20 protein-coding genes are annotated in these 22,520 nt (G+C 69.1%); 6 read left to right on the top strand and 14 right to left on the bottom strand.

Going from position 1 to position 22,520, the window contains the following annotated elements:
- Window positions 1-93: 93 nt before the first annotated feature.
- Both ACFXOO_RS06285 and ACFXOO_RS06290 read right to left on the bottom strand, forming a co-directional pair.
- Entirely contained in the window at window positions 94-552 is a 459-nt protein-coding gene (locus ACFXOO_RS06285) for a type II 3-dehydroquinate dehydratase (protein WP_378839456.1), read from the bottom strand.
- On the bottom strand, window positions 549-2,387 hold the full coding sequence (locus ACFXOO_RS06290; protein WP_378839459.1) for a bifunctional sugar phosphate isomerase/epimerase/4-hydroxyphenylpyruvate dioxygenase family protein: 1,839 nt from the start codon (window positions 2,385-2,387) through the stop codon (window positions 549-551). The genes ACFXOO_RS06285 and ACFXOO_RS06290 overlap by 4 nt, the downstream gene beginning before the upstream one ends.
- Before the next feature lie 75 nt (window positions 2,388-2,462).
- On the opposite strand from ACFXOO_RS06290, the gene ACFXOO_RS06295 reads away from it, so the two are divergent.
- From ACFXOO_RS06295 to ACFXOO_RS06305, 3 genes are all read left to right on the top strand, one after another.
- Window positions 2,463-3,095 carry a TetR/AcrR family transcriptional regulator gene (locus ACFXOO_RS06295; protein WP_378839461.1) on the top strand — a complete coding sequence of 211 codons (633 nt, stop codon included), beginning with the start codon at window positions 2,463-2,465 and terminating at the stop codon, window positions 3,093-3,095.
- A gap of 271 nt (window positions 3,096-3,366) precedes the next feature.
- A complete protein-coding gene (locus ACFXOO_RS06300) occupies window positions 3,367-4,242 on the top strand; it encodes a shikimate dehydrogenase (RefSeq protein WP_378839464.1) in 876 nt (291 codons plus the stop codon).
- A gap of 17 nt (window positions 4,243-4,259) precedes the next feature.
- Window positions 4,260-5,582, top strand: a complete 1,323-nt coding sequence (locus ACFXOO_RS06305; protein WP_394563063.1) for an MFS transporter — start codon at window positions 4,260-4,262, stop codon at window positions 5,580-5,582.
- 95 nt (window positions 5,583-5,677) lie between these two features.
- On the opposite strand, the gene ACFXOO_RS06310 is transcribed toward ACFXOO_RS06305, so the two are convergent.
- The 11 genes from ACFXOO_RS06310 to ACFXOO_RS06360 form a co-directional block, all read right to left on the bottom strand.
- Window positions 5,678-6,184, bottom strand: a complete 507-nt coding sequence (locus tag ACFXOO_RS06310; RefSeq protein WP_394563064.1) for a GNAT family N-acetyltransferase — start codon at window positions 6,182-6,184, stop codon at window positions 5,678-5,680.
- Window positions 6,185-6,207: 23 nt separating this feature from the next.
- Window positions 6,208-7,296, bottom strand: coding sequence for a 3-dehydroquinate synthase (aroB, locus tag ACFXOO_RS06315; RefSeq protein ID WP_394563065.1), 1,089 nt, complete (start codon window positions 7,294-7,296; stop codon window positions 6,208-6,210).
- Window positions 7,293-7,853 (bottom strand): shikimate kinase, encoded by a 561-nt coding sequence (locus ACFXOO_RS06320; protein ID WP_378839518.1) that lies wholly within the window; start codon window positions 7,851-7,853, stop codon window positions 7,293-7,295. The genes aroB and ACFXOO_RS06320 overlap by 4 nt, the downstream gene beginning before the upstream one ends.
- Entirely contained in the window at window positions 7,837-9,066 is a 1,230-nt protein-coding gene (gene aroC / locus ACFXOO_RS06325; protein ID WP_378850554.1) for a chorismate synthase, read from the bottom strand. The genes ACFXOO_RS06320 and aroC overlap by 17 nt, the downstream gene beginning before the upstream one ends.
- A gap of 30 nt (window positions 9,067-9,096) precedes the next feature.
- Complete coding sequence (locus ACFXOO_RS06330) at window positions 9,097-9,975, bottom strand: shikimate dehydrogenase family protein (protein WP_378850551.1); 879 nt, start codon at window positions 9,973-9,975, stop codon at window positions 9,097-9,099.
- On the bottom strand, window positions 9,933-11,180 hold the full coding sequence (gene mltG / locus ACFXOO_RS06335) for an endolytic transglycosylase MltG (RefSeq protein ID WP_378850548.1): 1,248 nt from the start codon (window positions 11,178-11,180) through the stop codon (window positions 9,933-9,935). The genes ACFXOO_RS06330 and mltG overlap by 43 nt, the downstream gene beginning before the upstream one ends.
- Before the next feature lie 314 nt (window positions 11,181-11,494).
- Window positions 11,495-11,977 carry a Holliday junction resolvase RuvX gene (gene ruvX / locus ACFXOO_RS06340; protein ID WP_378839530.1) on the bottom strand — a complete coding sequence of 161 codons (483 nt, stop codon included), beginning with the start codon at window positions 11,975-11,977 and terminating at the stop codon, window positions 11,495-11,497.
- The gene (gene alaS / locus ACFXOO_RS06345; RefSeq protein WP_378850546.1) at window positions 11,974-14,640 is read right to left on the bottom strand and encodes an alanine--tRNA ligase; all 2,667 of its coding nucleotides are present in this window, start codon (window positions 14,638-14,640) and stop codon (window positions 11,974-11,976) included. Before alaS ends, ruvX begins: the two co-directional genes overlap by 4 nt.
- Before the next feature lie 59 nt (window positions 14,641-14,699).
- Complete coding sequence (locus ACFXOO_RS06350) at window positions 14,700-15,158, bottom strand: hypothetical protein (RefSeq protein ID WP_378839536.1); 459 nt, start codon at window positions 15,156-15,158, stop codon at window positions 14,700-14,702.
- Window positions 15,159-15,280: 122 nt separating this feature from the next.
- The gene (rpsD, locus tag ACFXOO_RS06355; protein ID WP_378839538.1) at window positions 15,281-15,910 is read right to left on the bottom strand and encodes a 30S ribosomal protein S4; all 630 of its coding nucleotides are present in this window, start codon (window positions 15,908-15,910) and stop codon (window positions 15,281-15,283) included.
- Between the two features lie 207 nt (window positions 15,911-16,117).
- Entirely contained in the window at window positions 16,118-17,521 is a 1,404-nt protein-coding gene (locus tag ACFXOO_RS06360; RefSeq protein WP_378850543.1) for a replication-associated recombination protein A, read from the bottom strand.
- Window positions 17,522-17,640: 119 nt separating this feature from the next.
- On the opposite strand from ACFXOO_RS06360, the gene ACFXOO_RS06365 reads away from it, so the two are divergent.
- From ACFXOO_RS06365 to ACFXOO_RS06375, 3 genes are all read left to right on the top strand, one after another.
- Window positions 17,641-17,919: a dioxygenase gene (locus ACFXOO_RS06365; protein ID WP_378850541.1), complete on the top strand. Its 279-nt coding sequence runs from the start codon at window positions 17,641-17,643 to the stop codon at window positions 17,917-17,919.
- A 362-nt stretch (window positions 17,920-18,281) separates the two neighbouring features.
- Window positions 18,282-19,562, top strand: coding sequence for a DUF349 domain-containing protein (locus ACFXOO_RS06370; RefSeq protein WP_378851302.1), 1,281 nt, complete (start codon window positions 18,282-18,284; stop codon window positions 19,560-19,562).
- Between the two features lie 90 nt (window positions 19,563-19,652).
- On the top strand, window positions 19,653-20,246 hold the full coding sequence (locus tag ACFXOO_RS06375) for a hypothetical protein (protein WP_378850538.1): 594 nt from the start codon (window positions 19,653-19,655) through the stop codon (window positions 20,244-20,246).
- Here the strand turns inward: ACFXOO_RS06375 and ACFXOO_RS06380 are convergent.
- A complete protein-coding gene (locus tag ACFXOO_RS06380; RefSeq protein ID WP_378839549.1) occupies window positions 20,233-22,485 on the bottom strand; it encodes a RelA/SpoT family protein in 2,253 nt (750 codons plus the stop codon). The two genes, ACFXOO_RS06375 and ACFXOO_RS06380, sit on opposite strands and share 14 nt — an antisense overlap.
- Window positions 22,486-22,520 lie beyond the last annotated feature (35 nt).

A 22,520-nucleotide genomic window follows, 5' to 3' on the forward strand; every position in this document is an offset into this window, starting at 1 on the left:
GTGTGAGAGAAGCGGCCGCAACGCACGAGAAGCGGCAGGCCGACACCCGATTCTACGGGATGCGCCCGACGCCCGGTGAAGACGCCTCTCCCCTCAGCCTTCGGCGCCGCCCGCGATGACGTCGATGAGCCGTGTCGTGGCGGTCGCATAGCCCGCCACGCCCTCGCCGACCACGTGCACGACCGCGACGTCCGCCACGTAGGAGAGATGCCGGAACGACTCGCGCCGACGCACGTCCGAGATGTGGATCTCGGCGACCGGGAGGTCCGCCGCGGAGAGCGCGTCTCGAAGGACCACCGAGGTGTGGGTCAACCCGCCGGGGTTGATCACGATGCCCGCGCACGTGGTGCGCGCAGCATGGATCGCGTCGATCAGAACGCCCTCGTGGTTGCTCTGGAGGGCGTCCACCTCGAAGCCGTAGGCGGCCGCCGTGCGGGTGACGAGCTCCTCCACGTCCGCGAGGGTCTCGGTGCCGTAGATCTCGGGCTGCCGCGTGCCCAGCATGTTCAGGTTGGGTCCATTGACCAGCAGCAGGCGCCGGGGGGTGCTCATGGACGCACCTTACCAGCGGGCGCCCCGCCGGCCTGGGCCGTGAGGCGAACGGGGGCATTGCCCGCGCCGTAGCCGTCGTACCCGCCGCGCCGCTCCACGAACTCCCAGAAGATCCGACCGATCGTGCGGGTGTAGAACTGCAGATACTCGGTATCGCCGTCACGGTCGTAGACGAGGTCGAGCGATCGAAGCTCCTCGATCGTGGCCGCATCCAGGTCGAATCGTGCCGCGAGATCCTCGTAGTAGTTGAGCGGCATCCGCAGCACGTCCAGCCCACGCTCGCGCGCCGCTCGCGCGAGCGAGACCACGTCGGTGCAGGCGAAGGCGACATGACGGGGGATGCCGCCCGCACCGCCGCGCTCGGCGACGATCGGCGGCGCCACGTTGAGGGGGATGCGCACCGCACCGTCGGCCGACCGCAGCACCCGGGAGTGGACGAGCCCTTGAGGACCTGCCACTTCGGTGGCGCTCGCGGACTGCAGGGCGAACACCGACGTGTAGAAGAGCACCGACTCGTCGAGCACATGCCACGGCTCGGTGAGGCTGACGTGATCGATGCCGGAGATCGTGGACGGCCGAACCGGCTCGCCGTGCTCGAACTCCGACACCCAATCGGGCTCGCGGTCCCGCGCGGTCTCGGCCCAGTAGATCTCGGTGCCGCCGGGGGCGATCGCCGCCTCCAGCGCCTGCTCGCTCGCCGCCGTGCGCCGATATGCGAGCGGAGTGCCGAGCTCCCGGGCGCGCGCGGTCGCAGCATCCGGGTCGTCGACGGCGAAGCCGATCGCCGCGAGCTGCGGCTCCAGATCGCGCGCATGCTGCTCATTGAGGATCACGCGTGCGCTCCCCGCGGTCCACAGCGAAACCGGCTTCGTTCGATGGCGCCCCCGTGACGTGAACCCGGCACGCGCGAGCAGTGCTTCGATGTCCGATGTGTCCTCGGCCTTGATCTCGACGAAGTCGAACCCCCGAGGCGACGCGACGTCCGTCAGGGTGCGGATGTGCGGCGGCGCGTCGGTGCCGAGATCGCGGGCGACCGCATCTTCGAGCCAACGCAGCGAGCGGCGGGCGTGGACGGCCGTTTCGGTGCCGTCCGTCTGACGGAACGTGTCGTTGAAGACCTCCAGCGACAGCGGACCTTCGTACCCGGCGCGCAGCACGTGGCCGACGAAGCCGACCAGGTCGAAAGCACCCTCGCCGGGGAAGAGACGGTGATGACGACTCCAGGAGAGCACGTCCATCGAGAGCGACGGCGCGTCCGCGAGCTGCAGGAAGAAGATCTTCGAGCCGGGGATCGCCTCGATCTGAGCGGGATCGTGGCCGCGCGACAAGACGTGGAACGAATCCAGGCACACGCCTACCGCGGGATGATCCGCCAGTTCGACGACACGCCACGCGCGCCGGTAGTCGTCGATGAATCTGCCCCATGCCAGCGCCTCGAACGCGATGCGCACACCGTAGCCCTGAGCGAGCGCGCCCAACCGGCGCAGCTGGTCGGCACTGACCGCGTCGTCGTCGATCGTGGCGGTGCCGACGTTGCTGCAGCACAGCACCAGATGCATCCCCAGTCGCTGCATCAGCGCGAACTTCGCCTCGGCCCGGCGAAGGACGTCGGCGAACGTCGACTCGTCGACGCCCTCCACATCCCGCAGGGGCTGGTAGAGGTCGAGGGTGAGACCGAGCCTGTCCGCCAGGGCCCGGATCTCTTCCGGACTCTCCGGGGCGACGACGAGGTCCGGCTCGAAGATCTCCACGCCGTCGAAACCCGCGGCAGCGCAGGCGTGCAGCTTGTCCGCGAGCGTGCCGCTCAGGCACACGGTGGCGATCGACGTCTTCATCCGCGTCAATGTACCATGCAGTACATTGACGCGGATGCCCCGGGTCCGCGGCATCCGGTCCACTATCCTTGCGGCGTGAGCACCGTTCAGCGAGATGCCGCGCGAACTCGTGCGGAGCTGCTCGCCGTCGCGACCGAGGTCTTCGCCGAGGACGGCTACTCGGGTGCACGAGTCGACGACATCGCAGAGCGCACCCGCACCACGAAGCGGATGATCTACTACTACTTCGGGGGCAAGGAGCAGCTCTACAAGGCCGTGCTGGAGAACGCCTACCAGGGCATCCGCGAGGCGGAACGTGCGATCGACGTCGACGAGACCGATCCCCTCGTGGCGATCCGGCGCCTCGCCGAGCTGACCTACGATCACCACGTCTCCCATGATGCCTTCGTGCGCCTCGTCGCCATCGAGAACATCCACCGCGGTCAGTCCATCCGCACGTTGGAGTCCTTGCGCACCCTCGGCCAGCCCGCCAAGACCCTGCTCGACCGCATCCTCGAGAAGGGCCGAGAGCTCGGTGAGTTCCGGACCGATGTCGACGCCATCGATGTGCACCTCGTGATCAGTGCCTACTGCGTCTTCCAGATCGCCAATCAGTACACCTTCGGTTACCTCTTCGACACTGATCTGGCAGCTCCCGAGCGTCGAGACCACCTGCGCGCCGTGATCGGCGACGTCGTCGTCGGCTGGCTCACCTCCGGCGTGCGCTGACCCGACTGCCAGGCCCGGACCGGGCCGGCCCCCGCAGCTGATCGGGCCTTGGCCTGCCCGTCGCCTTGGCTCCGCTGCACGACGTCTCAGACGCGCGCGAATCCCACAGACCCTTGTCGGGATCCTGCGCAGTCCGCGCCGATCTGCGCAGTTCGTGCAGTGACGTCGCGGGACGCCCACGCTTCTTCTCCCCCGCAGGGTCTTGACACGCAAATCCCCGCGTGGTTCACTCTGGACGTACCAGTTAGTACATACGGAACGAAGGAGTACCGTGTCGGACGCCCATCCCTATCTCGTCGGGTTGATCGGTGCCGGAGTGACGCCGTCGCTGACGCCTCCCCTCCACATGACCGAGGCGCGGCACTGGGGACTCGACTACGTCTATCGGCCGATCGACCTCACTGCACTCGGTCTCGTCCCCGATCAGCTCCCCGACATCCTCGAGTGGACGCGCAGACTCGGATTCGATGCGTTGAACATCACGCACCCCTGCAAACGCCTCGTCATCGAGTACCTCGACCGCGTGGATCCCGTCGCCGCGGCACTGGGCGCCGTGAACACGGTGCTCTTCACCGACGAGGGCATGGTCGGCTACAACACCGACACGACCGGGTTCGAGAAGGCCTTCACCACGGGTCTGCCGGACGCCGCCGTCCAGCGCGTGACGATCCTCGGAGCGGGCGGAGCGGGTTCGGCCGTCGCCGACGCGCTGCTGCGCGTCGGCGTCGCTCACCTGAGCATCGTGGACGTCGAGACCGGACGGGCCGACGAGCTCGCAGGTGAGCTCGGCTCCCGCCACGACGCGACCGTCGACGCCCACTCCCCCGCCGACCTCCCCACCCTGCTGGCGGCGAGCGACGGTGTCGTGCACTGCACACCGACCGGAATGGCGGACCACCCCGGCATGCCGGTTCCGCGGCATCTGCTGCGGCCCGACCTGTGGGTCGCCGACATCGTCTACCGTCCGCTCGAGACCGAGCTTCTCCGGGCGGCACGCGGACTCGGATGCCGCACCCTGGACGGCGGTCGGATGGCCGTGTACCAGGCCGTCGACGCCCTCGCACTCATCACGGATCTCACCCCCGACCCCGACCGCATGATCGGTCACTTCCACGACCTCGTGCAGACGCACGACGTCCTCACCTGAAAGCGAGCAACACTCCGATGACAACCACCGCAACGACGCGGAAGACCCCCGTGAGGGCCGCCGTCGCCAGTTTCATGGGCAGTGCCGTCGAGTACTACGACTTCTTCCTGTTCGGCTCAGCGGCCGCGCTGATCTTCCCCACCGTTTTCTTCCCGTCGGGTGATCAGGCCGCTCTCGTGATGTCCTTCGCGACGTTCGGCTTCGCCTACATCGCACGCCCGTTCGGGGCCGTGATCCTCGGGCATTTCGGTGACCGGATCGGGCGTCAGAAGGTGCTCATGTTCACGCTCGTGCTGATGGGGGTGTCCACCTTCCTCATCGGATGCCTGCCCGGGTTCGAGCAGATCGGATGGTTCGCTCCGGCGCTGCTGGTGCTCTGCCGCCTCATGCAGGGCCTCTCCGCCGCCGGTGAGCAGGCCGGTGCCTCCTCCCTCACGCTCGAGCACGCTCCCGACGACCGTCGCTCGTTCTTCACCTCCTGGACGCTCACCGGTACGCAGGGCGGCCAGATCCTGGCCGCCTTGATCTTCATCCCCGTCGTGGCGCTCCCGGACGAGATCAAGTTCACATGGGGCTGGCGCGTGCCGTTCTGGCTGAGCGCCGTCGTCGTGCTCGTGGCCTTCTTCATCCGGCGGAGCCTGCACGAGACTCCCGCCTTCGAAGATGCCAAGGCACGCGGAGACATCGCGCGGATGCCGCTCATCCCGCTGCTGCGCGACCACTGGCGCGACGTACTCCGCGTGATCTGCTGCGCGTTCATCGCGGCCGTCTCGACGGTGTTCGGCAACCTGGCGATCGCCTACGGCGTGGTCGTCGGCCTCGACGCCTCCCTCACGCTGTGGCTTGTGGTCGTCGCGAACATCTTCGCCCTGGGCACCCAGCCGCTGTTCGGCCGACTCGCCGACCGCATCGGCCGCAAGCCCGTCTTCATCTACGGCGCGCTGTCGTCGGCGGCACTCATGCCCTTCTACATGCTGTCGATGTCGAGCGGCAACACGGTGCTCACGTTCGTCCTCGCCGTCCTCACCTTCTCGTTCGGATACGCCGCGGCCAACGCCGTCTGGCCGTCGTTCTACGGCGAGATGTTCAGCACGCGGGTGCGCTTCTCGGGCATGGCGATCGGCACCCAGCTCGGCTTCCTGATGGCCGGCTTCGCGCCGAGCATCGTCACCGCCTTCGGTGGCGTGCAGGAAGGCGGGTGGGTCGTGATCAGCGTCTTCACCGGCATCATCGCCGTGATCGCATCGGTCAGTGCGCTGACCGCGCGCGAGACGAAGAACGTGCCCACCGATGAGCTCGGGCTGTCCCGCGGACAGCACCGCGAGTCGGTCAGCGCCTGACCCGTCCCCGCAGGCACGTCGCGAAGCCCGTTCCCTCCCCCTGTGTGACGGGGGTTGCGCTTTTGGGTCCACAGGGCGGGACCGCTGTTGCGCGCTCAGAGCGGCTTGCGCATCTCCAGCTCGGGTCCGATCGTGCTGGTGAACGTGACGCCGGTCGGCTCGAAGCCGATCCTTCGGTAGGCGGCCTGCGCCCTCGTGTTCCCCGTGTGCACGTCCAGGGTGAGCGCGGCGACGTCGCTCGCCGAAGCCCAGGCGGCGGCGGCGTCCATGAGCTCGCCCAGGAGGCCCCTGCCACGGTGGGCGGGTGAGAGGTACACCCCGACGACGTCCGCTCGCCTGTCGACCACGTCGTGTCCGAGGTGATCTCTGGTCCCCGGCTCGCGGAGGAGCACGGTCACCGACCCCGCCCAATCGCCGTCAACGAGCGCGACGAACTGGGCCGACGTGTCTCCCATCGCCGCACCGGCCGCCCGTTCGCGCCAGAAGGCCTCGCTGCGCGCGAGCTCTTCGTCAGGCGTCGTGAGGAACGCCAGCGACGCCTGGGGATCGCTCACCGCCTCGATGCGCAGGTCGCGTACTTCCCTCCACTCGTGGAGCCTCACCCGGCGCACGGTCGTGGCGCGCGTCAACCGGCGACTTCCTGGTACGCGGCGAACAGGAGCGACTCGTCGGGCGCCTGCAGGACGGTCGGCCGAGCGAGATCGTCGAGCACGATGAAGCGCAGCATCCCTCCCCTGCTCTTCTTGTCCCGCTGCATCGTCGCGAGAAGCTGCGGCCACGCGCCCCCGCGGTACGACGTCGGCAGCCCCAGCATCTCGAGCACATCGCGATGACGCTGCGCCTGCGCGTCGGGCAGTCGTCCGGCGAGCCGCGACAGTTCGGCGGCGAAGAGCATACCGACCGAGATCGCGGCGCCATGACGCCACCGATAGCGTTCGGCATGCTCGATCGCGTGTCCGAGGGTGTGTCCGTAATTGAGCACTTCCCGCAGACCGCCCTCACGGAAGTCCTCGCTCACGACGCGCGCCTTCATCTCGATGGCCAGCTCGATGCAGCGACGGAACGCATCCGTACCCGGGTCGACGGCGGCCGCCGGATCGGCCTCGATCAGATCGAGGATCTCGGGGTACCAGATGAAGCCGGCCTTGACGACTTCGGCGAATCCGGCGACGGCCTCGTTCTTGGACAGCGTGTCGAGGGTCTCGAGGTCGCAGACGACGGCGCGCGGCGCCCAGAAGGCTCCGACGAGGTTCTTGCCCTCGGCCGTGTTGACGCCGGTCTTGCCGCCGACGGCGGCGTCGACCATTCCGAGGACGGTGGTCGGCACCTGGACGACCTGCACACCCCGAAGCCACGTGGCGGCCACGAAGCCGGCGAGATCGGTCACAGCTCCACCGCCGAACCCCACGACGGCGTCGGTCCGGGTGAAGTCCGCCTGGCCCATCACCTGCCAGCAGAAGGCCGCCACCTCGATGCGCTTGCCCTGCTCGGCGTCGGGGATCTCGGCGAGCAGCACCTCGCGGCCCTCAGTGCCCATCAGCAGCTCGCGAAGCCGCCCTGCCTCGGCCGTCAGGGTCGGAGGGTGCACGACCAGCACTTTGCGCACCGATGGCGCGAGAGCGGCGCCCACGAGGTCGAGGATGCCGCGGCCCACCGAGATGTCGTGCCCGGTCTCGCCGCTCACGTGCAGCGTGGTCGTGGTCGTGGTGTTCATGCGTCCTCCCGGGCGGCGTCGTGTGCCACCGATCGCGCGACCCGGGATTCGTCCCGCGCCCACCGCACGATGTCGGCGACCACCGCGGCCAGCGGGCCCGATGATGTGTCGAACGTGATGTCGGCGAGCTCGTCGTACAGGGGTCGTCGCTCGGCGTAGATGCGCTCCCACCGGAGCGCAGGCGTCTCCCGGCCCGAGAGCAACGGCCGCGTCTCGCCGTGCAAGCGGGCGGCGACGATGTGCGGCGCCACGGTCAGCAGGACGACGTCGTGCTGCGCGAGGTCGGCGCGGGTCTCAGCATCCAGCACCGCGCCGCCGCCGAGGGCGATCACTCCCCCGGCGTCGAGCGCCTCGGCGACGGCCGTCCGCTCGACGGCGCGGAAGTGCGCCTCGCCGTGGGCGGTGAAGAGATCGGCGATGGGCCCGTGGTCGCGGACCACGATCTTGTCGGTGTCGGTGAAGCTCAGACCGAGCTCCCGGGCGACACGACGACCCACGCTGGTTTTGCCCGCACCCATCGGCCCGATCAGGACGAGGGCGCTAGCGGGCGAGGTCATGTTCGACGAGCTCCGCGTCGCTGGCATCGGTCGTTCGCAGCGTGGTCGGGATCGCGGCGAGGTAGCCCTCGAGGTTCCGCCGCGTCTCCAGGATGTTGTCGCCGCCGAACTTCTCCAGCACGCTCTCGGCGAGCACGATCGCGACCATCGCCTCGGCGACGACACCCGCCGCGGGCACCGCGCAGACGTCCGATCGCTGATGGTGGGCAGAGGCGGTGTCGCCGGTCGCGACGTCGACCGTGCGCAGAGCATGCGGCACGGTCGCGATCGGCTTCATGCCCGCGCGCACGCGCAGAACGGTACCCGTGGACATTCCACCCTCCGTGCCGCCGGCGCGATCGGTCGAGCGGGTGATCCCGTCGGCGGTCGCGAAAAGCTCGTCGTGCGCCGCGGAACCCGGCCGGCGCGTGGTCTCGAAGCCGTCGCCGACCTCGACGCCCTTGATCGCCTGGATGCTCATGATGGCCTGCGCGAGCTTGCCGTCGAGGCGTCGGTCCCACTGCACATGGGAACCCAGGCCCGGGGGCAGACCGTAGGCGAGCACTTCGACGATGCCGCCGAGGGTGTCGCCGTCCTTGCGGGCGGCGTCGACCTCCTCGACCATGCGGGCGGACGTCTGGGGGTGGAAGCAGCGCAGCAGGTCGGCGTCGAGCGTGTCGACGTCGTCGGGAGTGGGCAGCGGGGCGCCGTCGGGTACGCGCACGGGGCCGATCGACAGGGTGTGACTGACCAGCCGGATGCCGAGTTCGCCGAGGAAGCCGCGCGCCAGAGCGCCGAGGGCGACGCGCGCCGCCGTCTCGCGCGCGCTCGCGCGCTCGAGGATCGGGCGGGCCTCGTCGAAGCCGTACTTCTGCATGCCGACGAGGTCGGCGTGCCCGGGGCGGGGTCGCGTGAGCGCCGCGCCGCGGCCGCGCGATCGTTCGGTGAGCTCGACGGGGTCGGGGCTCATCACCTCGACCCACTTGGGCCACTCCGTATTGCCGATGCGCAGTGCGATCGGGCTCCCGATGGAGTAGCCGTGGATGACACCCGTGGAGATCGAGAGCTCGTCTTCCTCGAATTTCATCCGCGAGCCGCGTCCGTAGCCGAGCTTGCGGCGGGCGAGGTCGGCCTGGATGGCAGCACGGGACACGGGCACACCCGCGGGCAGGCCCTCCATGATGGCGACGAGTTCGGGGCCGTGGGATTCGCCGGCCGTGGTCACGCGGAGCATTCCTCCAGTCTCCCACGACCCGGGCCGCGTTCAGTCGTCTGTGACGGCCTGCCGCATGGCGACGAGCACTGCGTCCTCATCGGCGAGTGGGGTGTGCACCTGGCCGGTGGCGAACACCCGCACCTGCAGGACCGCCTGATGCAGCAGCATCCCCAGCCCGGAGCGCGCCGTGCGACCGGCGTCCTCCCACGCGCGCGACAGCGCCGTCGGCCAGTGGCCGTAGACCACGTCCATCAGAAGTCCCCCGTGGGCGGCCAGAGAGCGTGCCGTCGCCGCGGGCACCACGGCCTCGCCCGGCAGCGTGGCGATCGTCACCGCGACGTCGTCGTGATCCGCGGCGGCGAACGGCACCGCCACGACGTCGACGCCGAGACGCTCGCCGATGGCCTCGAGGGGCGCGGTGACGCCCGGCCGCCGTGCGACGACGTCGATGCGCTCCGCGCCGAGCTCCGCGAGCGCGACCACCGCAGAGGCCGCGGTCGCACCGGCACCCACCAAGCGCGCATGCGCGACCGCTTCGATGCCGTCGTCCTCCAGCGCCCGCACGATGCCGCCGACATCGGTGTTGAATCCGTGGGGACGCCCGGTGGGGTCGATCAGCAGCGTGTTCACGGCGCCCGTCAGCTCCGCTCGTCGATCGAGCGTTCCGGCGGCGGCGAACGCCTCGCCTTTGAGCGGGAACGTGACAGACAGTCCGCGCCATGATTCGTCGAGCGAACCGAGCGTGGACGACAGCTCGGATGCCGCGACCCGGCGTCGCTCGTAGGTCCAGCCCAGTCCGAGCACGTCGTAGGCCGCGGCGTGCAGCTGGGGCGACCGACTGTGAGCGATGGGGTCGCCCCACACGGCGAGCCGCGTGCGCTCGGTCAGCACCCCGAGTCCGGGTGGTCCGCGCACCAAGCCTGCCACTGCGCGACCGCCCTGTTGTGGTCGGCCAGGTTGTCGGTGAACACCGTCTCACCGGTGTCGAGGTTGACCGTCACGAAGTACAGCCACGACCCGTCGGCGGGGTGCATCGCCGCGTCGATCGCGGTGTCCCCGGGGTTCGAGATGGGTCCGGCGGGCAGGCCGGTCACCACGTACGTGTTCCACGGATTGTCGTCGGCCAGCGCCTCGGCGGACGTGCTGACCGTGCCGTCGTGCATCTCGCCGTACCCGTACTGCGCGGTCGAGTCCATCTGCAGCTTGCCGAACGTCTCCTGATTCGACGGCGACAGCCGGTTCTGGATCACGCGCGACACCTTGTAGAAGTCTGCCTCGAACCGTGCTTCGCGCTGAATGATCGACGCGATCGTCAAGATCTCCTGACGTCGCTCGACGGGTACGGCTGCGGCGTCGAGGGACTGGACGGTGCGGTTCACCAGGGTGGTGATCACATCCTTCGCCGTCACACCGGGATCGAACGTGTAGGTCGCCGGGAACAGCCAGCCCTCCAGGCTGCCCGCGGTCACGCCGTAATCCGCGGGTGTCGCCACCGCCGCGTCGAAGTCCGCGAGCGGCAGACCGGTCGCTTCCACGAGGATCGGCAGTGACTGCGCGACAGTGAGGCCTTCGCGCAGCTGCGCGGTGTTCGACATCTTGTTGGCCGGGTCCAGGAGCGCCGCGAGGGCGGCTTCCGAGGTCATCTGCGTCTGCATCTTGAAGACCCCGGGCACGAACGGCGGATTCTGACCGGTGGAGATGAGGTAGTCGTAGAAGGCGCTCGGAGTCTTCGTGATGCCGGCGTCGAACAGGTGCTGCGAGATCGGGCTGCCGGTGTCGCCCGACGAGATCGTGACGAACGTCTCTCCGGTGGCGATGCCGGCGGCGTAGTCCTTGGGCTCCTCCCAGCCCATGAACGCGCGGATCTTGTCTTCGTACGTGTTCCACGCCCACAGGCCGCCGCCGGCGATGCCGCCGAGGGTCACCAGGACGATGCCGAGGGCGATCCACCCGCCGATCCGACGACGACGCTTGTTCTTGGGCGGAGGAGGCGCACCGATCTCATCCGTCGTGCGCGCGCCCGCGAAGAGATCCTCCAGCGCGGCCGGCGGAGCCGTCGGCCCCGTGACCGGAGCGGGCTCCGGGCGCGTGTTCGCGGACGACGACGAGGCGGCGGGGCGAGTGGGGTCCACGCGCGGCGCCGGCGCGCGAACGGGCTGGGCGGACGGGGCGGGCGGCGCGGACGTCGCGGGAGCGAGGTTCACGTCCCCTGTTTCGGCCGACGCCGCTCGTGCCGCGCGGCGAGAGAGAGGGGCGCCGCCGCTCGACGGTGACGCGTCGCTCCGGGGCGGCGTTCGAGTATCGGGGGCCGAACCGTTCGTCGCCCGCCCTTCCCCGGTGCCCGGCTTCGCGGAGCGCGTCGCCTGCTGTCGTGCGCGCGGATCAGGCAGCTTGCCGAACAGATCCGCCAACGGATCGTCGAAGGGCGACGATGAATCGGGCATGATCAGGTGAACTCCTGGTCCGGGGGAAGGGGGGATGCAGGTGTGCCGGGAGGACGGCCGCTGTTCTTCTCGACCTCGAGAGCCTGCTGCAGCAGCACGACCGCGGCGACTTGATCCACAATGCTACGAGAAGAACGCTGTGACCGCCCCGATTGCCGGAGAGCCGCGTGAGCGGACACGGTGCTCAGACGCTCATCCACCAGACGCACGGGGAGAGCGGATGCCGCAGCCAGAGCCGCGGCGAACTCCCGGGCGTCGGTCGTGGACGCGGTGTCCGCGCCGCTGAGACTCATCGGCAGGCCGACGAGGATCTCCATCGCGGCGAGCTCTCCGGCGAGCTCTGCGATCCGCGCGACCGACCCCTCCGCGCGCGGCACGGTCTCCACAGGGGTTGCGAGAAGGCCGTCGGGATCGCACTTCGCGACACCGACGCGGGCCTTGCCCACGTCGACACCGACGCGCACTCCGCGGCGGAACCCGGTCACGCGGGCACGGCCTCCAGGGCGCCGTGCACAGCGGTCAACGCGGCAGGCAGAGCCGAAGCGTCCGTCCCGCCGCCCTGCGCGACATCGTCGCGACCGCCGCCTCCACCGCCGAGGACTCCGGCGGCGAGCTTGGCGAGTGCGCCGGCCTTCGCACCCGTCGCGCGGGCCGCATCGTTCGTGGCGACGATCACGACGGGGCGGTGGTTCACCTCGGCGCCGATCGCGACCACCGCGGCCGGCGATCCGAGTCGGTCGCGCACCTGCAGCGTCAAAGTGCGCACATCGTCTGCCGACGCCGCAGCGCCGATCGACGTGGCGACCAGTCGGATGCCCCCCACGGTGACCGCGCTCTCCGCGATCGTGGGTGCACGGTCGGCGAGCGCCCTTGCCTCGAACCCGGCGATCTTCTTCTCGGCGGCCTTGAGGCTCGCCGTGAGCTCCGCGATCCGTGCCGGCAGCTGCTCGCGCGGCGTCTTCAGCGTGGACGTGAGCTGAGAGACGAGCGCGCGCTCCGCCGCGAGCGAACGGAAGGCGTCGAGACCGACGAGGGCCTCGACGCGACGGTTGGAGGCGCCGACGGAGGACTCCCCCACGAGGTTGATGAGACCGATCTCGGCGCTCGTGGCGACATGGGTCCCTCCGCAGAGCTCACGCGACCACGGACCCCCGATGTCGACCATGCGGACGACCTCGCCGTACTTCTCGCCGAACAGCGCCTGGGCGCCGAGGGCCTTGGCCTCGTCCAGCGCGACCACGCGGGTCGTCACCTCGAGATTGTCACGCACCGCGTTGTTCGCGATCTCCTCGATCTCGGTCTTGGTGGCATCCGACAGCGCCTGACCCCACGAGAAATCGAACCGCATGTAGCCGGCGCGGTTGAGCGAACCGGTCTGGGTCGCCGTCTTTCCGAGCGTGTCCCGGAGGGCCGCGTGGATCAGGTGGGTGGCGGAGTGCGCCTGCTGCGCAGCACGCCGGTTCACCGCGTCGACGACGGTGGTGGCGGGCTGGCCCACGGCCACCTCGCCGGTCGTGACTTCGACGGTGTGGCTCACGAGCCCGGGCACCGGCTTCTGAACGTCGAGCACGTCGAGCTCGTAGCCGGGACCGACGATGACGCCCTTGTCGGCCACCTGTCCGCCCGATTCCGCGTACAGCGCCGTCTCGCCGAGGATGACCTCGGCGATCTGCCCGGCCGTCGCCCGGTCGACGGGTGCCCCGTCGACCAGCAGACCGAGCACGGTCGACGCGGTCTCGAGGTCGGAGTACCCCGTGAACACGGTCTCGCCGCGACCACGCAGCTCGCGGTAGACGCTCGTATCGGCGAGCTGCCGCTTGCGGGAGCGCGCGTCGGCCTTGGCGCGGTTCCGCTGTTCGAGCATGAGGGTGTCGAAAGCCGCGCGGTCGACGGTCAGGCCGGCCTCTTCGGCGATCTCGAGCGTCAATTCGATCGGAAAGCCGTACGTGTCGTGCAGGAGGAACGCCTCGGATCCGCCGATCGTCGCACCCCCGGCGACCTTCGTCTGCGCGACCGAGTCGTCCAGCAGGGCGGAACCTGACGCCAGCGTCCGCAGGAAGGTCGCCTCCTCGGCGAGGGCGTACTGCTCGATGCGCGGATAGTCCGTCGCCACGATCGGGTAGGCGTCCTTCATCGCGTCGCGCGACGCGGCGAAGAGATCGGCGAAGGTCGGTCCGTCCACACCCAGCAGACGCATCGAGCGGATCGCCCGCCGCATCAGTCGGCGGAGGATGTAGCCGCGACCGTCGTTCGCGGGCGTCACGCCGTCGGCCAGCAGCATGAGCGACGAGCGCACATGGTCTGCCACGACGCGGAAGCGCACGTCGTCTTCGTGGTCCGCGCCGTACGTGCGTCCGGAGAGCTCGACGGCCTTGTCGAGGACCGGCCGCACCTGGTCGGTCTCGTACATGTTGTCGACGCCCTGCTTGATGAAGGCGATGCGCTCCAGGCCCATGCCGGTGTCGATGTTCTTGTTGGGCAGATCCCCGACGATGTCGAAGTCGTACTTCGACGTCACATTCGTGATCTCGTACTGCATGAACACCAGGTTCCAGATCTCCACGTACCGGTCGTCGTCGGTGGCAGGGCCGCCGTCGACGCCGTAGGCGGGTCCGCGATCGAAGAAGATCTCCGAGCAGGGTCCTGCCGGGCCGGGCAGACCTGTGGACCAGTAGTTGGTGTCCTTGCCCAGGCGCTGAATGCGCTCCTCCGGGAGACTCGTCAGCCCCAGCCAGAGATCGCGGGCCTCGTCGTCCTCCTCGTACACGGTGACCCAGAGGTCGTTCGCATCGAACCCGAGTCCCCCGTCCTCCTCCGGGGTGGTCAGCAGCTCCCACGCGTAGCGGATGGCGCCCTCTTTGAAGTAGTCGCCGAACGACCAGTTGCCGAGCATCTGGAAGAACGTGCCGTGCCGAGGCGTGTGCCCGACCTCTTCGATGTCGTTCGTCCGGATGCACTTCTGCACGTCGGCGGCCCGCGGATAGGGCGGGGGGACGTCACCGCTCAGATACGGGATGAACGGCACCATCCCCGCGACGGTGAACAGCAGCGCCGGGTCGTCGGTCACCAGGGAGGCCGAAGGGACGATGGTGTGGCCGCGCTTCTGGAAGAAGTCCAGGTAGCGGGCAGCGATCTCTACGGTCTTCATGAGTGGGTCCTCGATGGCAAGCGGGCACACCTCCACCCCGGAAGGTGGAGGGGTGGTGATCAGTCGGAATGCTTCTTCGCGGCATCGTCGGCGGAGTCGGCAGCCTCAGAGACCGCGTCCTTCGCCTCGTCGACGGCATCGGATGCCGCGGCCTTCGCGTCGTCGGCCGCATCCTTGACGTCGTCGGCCGCGTCTGCAACGTGGTCCTGAGCATCCTGGACGGCATCCTCCGCAGACGACTGCGCGGACGCGAGGGCATCGGACGCAGCATCCGTCACGCTCTTCGCGGCGCCCTTCGCGGACTCGAGGGCGTCCGAGGCGGCATCCTTCGCCTGAGTGACGATATCGCCGAGCCGGCCCTCCTGTTCGCGGTAGGCGTCGCCGATGCGATCGGTGAACTCCGCGATGCGCCCGTCGACCTCGGCGAGCAGCTCATGCCCTCGCGGGTCTTTGTTCACGAGATGCGCGGTGATGAAACCGCCGACGATACCGAGTAGAAACCACACAAGGCTTTTCACTGTCAGCACTCCCTGGGTCGGGCCGCGTCATGGGCGCGGCATCGTTCACATCGTATGCGGAAAACGCCGAAGGGCGCCGGGACGAGATCCCGACGCCCTTCGGCGATGACGACGGCGTGACGTCAGCGTGCCGCGTAGTACTCGACGACGAGCTGCACGTCACACGTGACGGGAACCTCGGCGCGCTTCGGGCGACGAACGAGACGTGCCTGCAGCTTGTCGAGCTCGACCTCGACGTAGCTCGGAACCGGGGGCAGCACGTCGGCGTGACCGCCGGCCGCGGCCACCTGGAAGGGCTCGGTGCCTTCCGACTTGGCCTTGACGTGGATGAGCTGTCCGGGCTTGACGCGGAACGAGGGGCGGTCCACGGTCTGACCGTCGACCAGGATGTGGCGGTGCACGACCAGCTGGCGGGCCTGAGCGGTGGTGCGGGCGAGGCCCGAGCGCAGAACCAGGGCGTCCAGACGCATCTCGAGCAGCTCGACGAGGTTCTCACCCGTCAGTCCGTCCTTGCGACGTGCCTCGTTGAAGGTGTTGCGCATCTGCTTCTCGCGGATGCCGTACTGCTCGCGCAGACGCTGCTTCTCACGGAGCCGGACGGCGTAGTCGCTGTCCTGCTTGCGCTTGGTGCGGCCGTGCTCACCCGGAGCGTAGGGACGCTTCTCGAGGTAGCGGGCGGCCTTCGGGGTCAGTGCGATGCCGAGGGCGCGCGAAAGGCGCACCTTCCGGCGGTCCTGGGACTTCGTAGCCACGAAGTGATCCTTCCGATGACGTGGCCGCGCATTTCGCGGCTCACGGACGTATCTCCGTCTTCTCGCCCTGTCCGGACTGCACGCCGGGGCATGCCGGAAGGTCGGTGAGGAGAAGAGGGGATGCCCGAAAACTGTGTTTCGAGCCGGTCCAGTCTACCAGAGGCGGTGCCCCGCCCCGTCACGGAGGCAGGGGACGGATGCTGCGGCTCAGGACCGCCCGTCGAGGATGCGCCGGATCTTCTCGAGGCGGGCCTGCACATCACGCTCCTGGCCGTGGTTGGTGGGCTCGTAGTACGTGCGGCCGCGGAGCTCATCCGGGAGGTACTGCTGCGCCACGACGCCGATCTCGCTGTCGTGCGGATAGCGGTAGCCCTTGCCGTGCCCGAGCTTCTTCGCCCCGGCATAGTGGGCATCTCGCAGGGGTGGCGGAACGCGACCGAATCCACCCGCCCGCACGTCGGCGATCGCCTTGTCGATCGCGAGGTAGGCGGCGTTGGACTTGGCGGTCGTCGCCAGGTAGGCGGTGGCCTCGGCGAGCGGTATCCGGCCCTCGGGCATGCCGATGAAGGCGACCGCGTCGGCGGCGGCCACCGCGATCTGCAGTCCGGACGGGTCGGCGAGCCCGATGTCTTCGGCCGCCGAGATGACGAGCCGACGAGCGATGAAGCGCGGATCCTCCCCCGCCTCGATCATCCGGGCGAGGTAGTGCAGGGCGGCGTCCACGTCGGACCCCCGGATGGACTTGATGAAGGCGCTGATGACGTCGTAGTGCTCATCGCCCTGTCGGTCGTAGCGCAGCAGTGCGCGATCAGCCGCCTGCGCGATGTGTTCAGCGGTGACGGTCGTCGCGGTGGGCGCGGAGTACGGCTCGTCGTGCTCGGGTGCGGCGTCGCCGTCTTCCTCGTCGTCGTCCGGGTTCGCGTCGGGCTCCTCGTCGAGACCCGCCGACATGGTGGCCGCGGCCTCGAGAGCGGTCAGCGCCCGGCGGGCGTCGCCGGAAGCCAGCCGGATGAGGGCGGCACGCGCCTCCGGGTCGAGTTCGACGGCCCCGGCGAGACCGCGCGGGTCCGCGACGGCGCGGTCGATCAGCAGGCCGAGGTCCTCGTCGGTCAGAGGGCGGAGCGTCAGGAGCAGCGACCGGGACATCAGGGGCGAGATCACCGAGAACGACGGATTCTCCGTCGTCGCGGCGATCAGGATCACCCAGCCGTTCTCGACACCCGGCAGCAGCGCGTCCTGCTGCGCCTTCGTGAAGCGGTGGATCTCGTCGAGGAAAAGGATCGTCGACTGCCCGTAGAGGTCGCGCTGCGTGAGCGCCTCCTGCATCACTTCGCGGACGTCTCGCACACCGGCCGTCACGGCGGACAACTCCACGAACCGCCGACCCGATGACCGCGCGATGGCCTGCGCCAGCGTCGTCTTGCCGGTGCCGGGCGGTCCCCACAGGATCACCGAGACAGCGGATGCCGCGGCATCCGGATTCGCCAGCGCCACGAGCGGCGACCCGCGGCGCAGCAGGTGCGACTGACCCGCGACCTCGTCCAGCGAGACGGGTCGCATCCGCACCGCCAGAGGCGTCTGCCCCTGGAAGAGCGCAGAAGAGGGAGTCATCCGTCCAGGCTAGTCGCGGGCTCCGACCCCCGCGTCGGCCGCCGTCGCCGCGGTTTTGCCCCGAAAGGACGGGGTCGTAGGATCGGGGCGGTCCGGGCATCCGGAGACGAGGAGGCCACGTGGCTGCGAGTGGCAAGGCCGGCAGAGATCGCGACACGCGTGCGGAGCGAGAGCGCATCCGCCTCTACCAGGCACGGCAGACCTTCCACGAGGAGCAGCTGCGGCGTCGTCGGCGCGACAACCTGATCGCCGGGGTCGTCGGCGGTGTCCTGATCCTGGCGGTCGTCGGCGGCCAGATCGCCTACTACACCGCGGGTCCCGGCGTACCGGGCCCGAGCCCGACACCCTCCGCCTCCGTCTCGACCACGCAATCCCCCACTCCCGCGCCCACCCCCTGACGGGCGATGTCCCCGCGCGACGACGCCGGGCGTATTAGGCTCGATGCTGTCCATCCCCCACAGGCGGCGCGAGCCGCGATGAGGTGCATCCCGTGACTGCCGCCGCAGATTCCCTTCCCGAAAACACCGAGCCGTCGACCGACGAGGTCGTCACCGACGAGACCACTGCTCCGGCCGCCGAGAGCGCTGAGGCCGAGGCTGCCGCCGAGAGCGCCGAGACGGTCGAGCCCGACGCCGGGACGGTCGAGCCCGAGCCTGGGCCCGAGGTCGAGTCGACGGTCCCCGCGGCCGACACCGAGTCTGCTGCGGTTCCCCCGGCGGTGTCACCGAAGCCGACGCCCGCACCCGGTCCGCGGGCGCCCATGCCCCGCCCACCCGCCGGGGCCGCGCGCCCGGTCGTGCCCGCGCCGACCCCCGGCGACGAGTCGTGGGGTCGCGTCGACGACGACGGCACGGTCTCGGTGCGCGAGGGCGAGGAATGGCGCGTCGTCGGACAGTTCCCCGACGGGTCGCCCGCGGAGGCTCTCGCCTATTTCGAGCGGAAGTACGCGGATCTCGCCAGCGAGGTCACGCTGCTCGAGGTGCGTCACCGCAATGGCGGCGCCCCGGCATCCGAACTGCGCTCGACGGCCAAGACCGTGGGCGACAAGGTCGCCGGTGCCGCCGCCGTGGGAGACCTGGCCCGACTCGAGAAGCGCCTGGCTGCCCTGATCGAAGATCTGAGCGCCGCCTCGGCGACCGAGGCGAAGGCCGCGCGAGAAGCGGTGGACGCCGCCGTGCGCGAGCGCACCGAACTCGTCGAGAAGGCAGAAGCACTCGCGGCCCGCGAACCGCGCACCATCCAGTGGAAGCAGACGTCCGCCGAGATCGGCGAGCTGTTCGACCAGTGGCAGTCGCAGCAGCAGAACGGTCCGCGTCTGCCCAAATCCACCGCGCAGGCACTGTGGAAGCGTTTCCGCGATGCGCGCGGCACCCTCGACAAGCTTCGCCGCGAGTTCTACTCCGAGCTCGACGGCGAGCACAAGGCGGTTCGCGATCGCAAGACGCGCATCGTCGAGAAGGCTGAGGCGCTCGCGCCCCGTGGCGAGGACGGCATCGGCGCCTACCGGGAGCTGCTCGACGAGTGGAAGGCGGCCGGCCGAGCCGGCAAGAAGGCCGACGACGCGCTGTGGGCGCGGTTCAAGGCGGCCGGCGACGCCCTCTACGCCGCTCGGGGTGAGCGCGAAGCCGCCGACGTCGAAGAGTCCCGCGAGAAGATCGAAGCCAAGCGGGCTCTGCTGGTCGAGGCAGCGGCGGTGCCCTCCGAGACCGACACCGCGAAGGCGCGCGCACAGCTGACGGCGATCCAGAGGCGGTGGGACGAGATCGGTCGCATCTTCCCCCGTGACAAGGAACGGGCTCTGGACGACGACCTCCGCAAGATCGAGACCACCATCCGCGGAAGAGAAGACACGGACTGGAAGCGCAACAATCCCGAGACCAAGGCTCGGACCAACGACATGTCGCGTCAGCTCACCGAGGCGATCGAGAAGCTCGAGAACGAGTTGGCCGCAGCTCAGAAGGCCGGCGACAAGAAGGCCGCGGCGGCCGCGCGCGAAGCGCTCGATGCCCGCAAGGCCTGGTTGAAGGTCGTCGGCGGCTGACCTCCTCCCCCTGAACGGCGCGGCCTCCGGTTCTCCACAGAACAGGAGACCGCGCCGTTCGGTCGTCTCGGGTCGGGCACGCTGACTGTCATGCACTCCCCCTACCTGTACTTCGCCGGTGAGCGTCTCTCGCGCGCGGAACTGTCGGCGGCGCGGCTCGACGGACACCTGGTCGAAGTGGGCGACGCCTACATCCCCGCGGATGCGGTCGAGACGCGGGGTCTGCGGGCGGGATCCCTCGTCGGCCTGCTGGGCGCCACACTCGCCGCCACGCACCTCAGTGCCGCCTGGATCCACGGCGCACTGCCCGAGCCGCCCTCACGCCACACGGTGCAACGCGCCGTGCAGAGACGAGTGCATCGCGTCCCGTCCCACCACATCGTCTACCGCGATCTTCAGGTGGCGGAGAGCGACCTCCAACGTCTCGGGGGCGTGTCCGTCACCTCGCCCGTCCGCACCCTCGCCGACCTCACGCGTGTGGACGATCCGCTCCATCGGCGGGTGGCGCAGTCGATGATCGACTCCATCCCCTCGATCGCCGCGGACGCGATCGTCTGGCTCGAGAACCACCGGTCACTGCCGGGTAAGAAGGACGCACTGACGTACTTGCGCGCGTCGGCGGGCGAAGCACCCGATCCGAGCGCGATGACGACGTCCGGACGGCGTGAGATCAGGAGGACGTGACGCGATAGACGTCGTAGACCGCGTCGATACGCCGTACCGCGTTCAAGACGCGTTCGAGGTGCACGATGTCGCCCATCTCGAACACGAACTTGCTCAGCGCCAGCCGATCGTTCGTCGTCGACACGGTGGCCGAGAGGATGTTCACATGGTGCTCGGTCAGCACCCGCGTGACATCGCTCAGAAGACCCGAGCGATCCAACGCCTCGATCTGGATCTGGACGAGGAAGATGCTCTTGGTCGTCGGGGCCCACTCGACGTCGATCAAGCGCTGCGGATCTTCACGCAGGGCCTTCACATTGGTGCAGTCCGAGCGGTGGACCGACACTCCGCTGCCGCGCGTCACGAACCCGATGATCTGATCACCGGGCACGGGAGTGCAGCATTTGGCGAGCTTGACGAGGATGTCGGGCGCTCCCCGGACGAGGATCCCCGAATCGCCACCGCGCGGCTGGCGCGCGCGACCGATGTGCGGGATCTCGATGGGTCCGGTCGACGTGTCCTCGTTCGCCTTGACCAGCGACGTGACCTTCTCGATGACGGATTGCGTCGAGACATGACCCTCGCCGACCGCGGCGTACAGCGCGGAGACGTCCTCGTAGCGCAGCTGCTGAGCCACCTCCGAGAACGAGTCCTGGCTCATCAGTCTCTGCAGGGGCAGGTTCTGACGGCGCATCGCGCGCGCGATGGCCTCCTTGCCCTGTTCGACGGCCTCTTCGCGACGCTCCTTCGTGAACCAGCCGCGGATCTTGCTCCGCGCGCGGGTGCTCTTGACGAACCCGAGCCAGTCCTGGCTGGGGCCGGCGTCCGGGTTCTTCGACGTGAAAACCTCGACGACGTCTCCGCTGGAGAGCTCCGACTCCAGCGGTACGAGCCGCCCATTGACCTTGGCCCCCATGGTGCGATGGCCGACCTCGGTGTGCACGGCGTACGCGAAATCGACCGGCGTCGCGCCGGCGGGAAGGCCGATGACGCGTCCCTTCGGAGTGAAGACGTAGACCTCCTTCGCGCCGATCTCGAAGCGCAACGAGTCGAGGAACTCGCCGGGGTCGGCTGTCTCGGCCTGCCAGTCCGAGATGCGCGCGAGCCAGGCCATGTCGGTGTCGAGCGACTTGCCCTCGCTCTTGCCGCCCGCCATCCGCTCCTTGTACTTCCAATGCGCCGCGACCCCGTACTCGGCCTGCTGGTTCATCTCGTTCGTACGGATCTGGATCTCGACCGTGCGCCCGCCGGGACCGATCACGGTCGTATGCAGCGACTGGTACAGGTTGAACTTCGGTGTCGCGATGTAATCCTTGAACCGACCGGGCAGCGGCGTCCAGCGCGCGTGGATGGCGCCCAGGACGGCATAGCAGTCGCGCACGGTTCCGACCAGCACGCGGATGCCGATCAGGTCGTAGATGTCGTCGAACTCGCGGCCGCGCACCACCATCTTCTGATACACGGAGTACAGCTGCTTCGGGCGCCCCATGACGCGTCCACGGATGCGCAGCTCGCGCAGATCGGACTCGACCGACTCGATCACGTTCTGCACGTACTGCTCCCGCTGCGGGGTGCGCTGCTTCACGAGACTCTCGATCTCGACGTAGAGCTTGGGGTGCAGAACAGCGAAGGACAGGTCCTCGAGCTCGGACTTGATCGCCTGGATGCCGAGTCGGTGCGCGAGCGGGGCGTAGATCTCGAGCGTCTCCGTCGCTTTGCGACGTGACTTCTCGGGCGGCACGAAACCCCACGTCCGTGCGTTGTGCAGGCGGTCGGCGAGTTTGATCAGCAGAACCCGGATGTCTCGCGACATCGCGACGATCATCTTGCGCACGGTCTCGGCCTGAGCACTTTCGCCGTACTTGACCTTGTCGAGCTTCGTGACTCCGTCCACGAGCATCGCGACCTCGTCGCCGAACTCGGCGGTGAGCTCGTCGAGCCGGTAGTCGGTGTCTTCCACGGTGTCGTGCAGCAGCGCCGCGGCGATGGCCCGTGGACCCAGTCCCAACTCCGCGAGGATCTGCGCAACCGCGAGCGGGTGGGTGATGTAGGGCTCACCGCTCTGCCGCTTCTGCCCTTCGTGGGCCTTCTCGGCCACGGCATAGGCGCGCTCGATGATCGTCAGATCACCCTTGGGATGGTGGGTTCGCACCGTCCGCAGCAGCTGCTCGGGACCGTCGCGACGTCCGGACCGCGAGAAGATGCGTGGCACGAGTCGCCGCAGCGACGACGATTGCGCGGCCGGAACGGTCTCCGTCATCCGATCGTCCTCCCCGCGCTGAATCTCTCAATCCT

This window comes from Microbacterium sp. P03 (genome assembly GCF_043556235.1).
GTDB lineage: Bacteria > Actinomycetota > Actinomycetes > Actinomycetales > Microbacteriaceae > Microbacterium.